At 60.0% G+C, this 885-nt stretch carries 1 protein-coding gene and 1 pseudogene; one reads left to right on the top strand and one right to left on the bottom strand.

Annotated elements, in window-relative coordinates; genetic code table 11:
• A pseudogene (locus tag E5J99_RS21000) lies at window positions 1-119 on the top strand (IS5/IS1182 family transposase); the annotation flags it as partial.
• 170 nt (window positions 120-289) lie between these two features.
• Here the strand turns inward: E5J99_RS21000 and E5J99_RS21005 are convergent.
• A complete protein-coding gene (locus E5J99_RS21005) occupies window positions 290-697 on the bottom strand; it encodes a hypothetical protein (protein ID WP_135499760.1) in 408 nt (135 codons plus the stop codon).
• Window positions 698-885 lie beyond the last annotated feature (188 nt).

Below are 885 nucleotides of genomic sequence, written 5' to 3' on the forward strand. Positions count from 1 at the left end.
CCTGGCTCAACCGCTTCCGCCACCTGCTGATTCGTTGGGCCAAAAAACCCGAAAACTATCTGGCCATGCTCCATTTTGCTTGCGCTCGAATCACCTGGTATAACTGCCTATTTGGATAGGCTCTTAGGAGCGCAATACATGCTGCTGTCTTGTGCCCGGGAAACGTGCCTTCAGGGGGGGGGGGCTGCTAACCCGGCGCTGGCTGTAGCTGCGCGGTTGGCAGGAGCGTGGGCACACAAGCAAATGCCTTCTGATAGACGCCCGGGCCGAACCCAGCGGTTAGCGGGCGTTATATTTTCTGCACCAGCTTAAATCCATCCCCGGTCACCTGGTACTGCTGGCCCTGGATGGTGATGATTTCGCCTTCCAGCAGCTTGCTTAGGTCCTGGATGTCGCCCTCGATGGTGTGCAGGGAGAAGCCGTGTTTGCGGGCCAGGGCCAGGTAGCGCGGGTTGATGTAGTCGTGCACTCCGCAGAGGATGATGCGGACGTGGGCGGTGGTGTTTTTGAGCAGCTTCGCGTCGCGGGGGAAGGTGTAGTTATCGGCAATCAGGATGAGGTCGGTGGAGTCGGCGGCGGTGAGCTGCCGGGCGTAGAGCAGGGCTTCGGCGTCGTTTTCGGGTGCGTCGCCGCCCCCGCCGGCCTTCATGGCCTCGATCAGCCTGTCCCGAATGGTTTCGTAGCGGTCGGTGCGCACGTGGTAGAGGCCACCGGTTTGGCCTACGCGCTTGTTTTTGTCGGGCTGGTCGTTGCCGTCGTTGGGTGCAACCCAAATTGTCGCTGCGTATTCGTAACTTAGGTCATGACTACAGCCCCCTCCACCGCCATGAGTAAGGCCGAATACCTAGCGTTGGCCGAGCAAAAATACACCGAGTTGCAGGCCCT

It is taken from the genome of Hymenobacter elongatus, from assembly GCF_004745955.1.
In the GTDB taxonomy this organism is placed as follows: domain Bacteria; phylum Bacteroidota; class Bacteroidia; order Cytophagales; family Hymenobacteraceae; genus Hymenobacter; species Hymenobacter elongatus.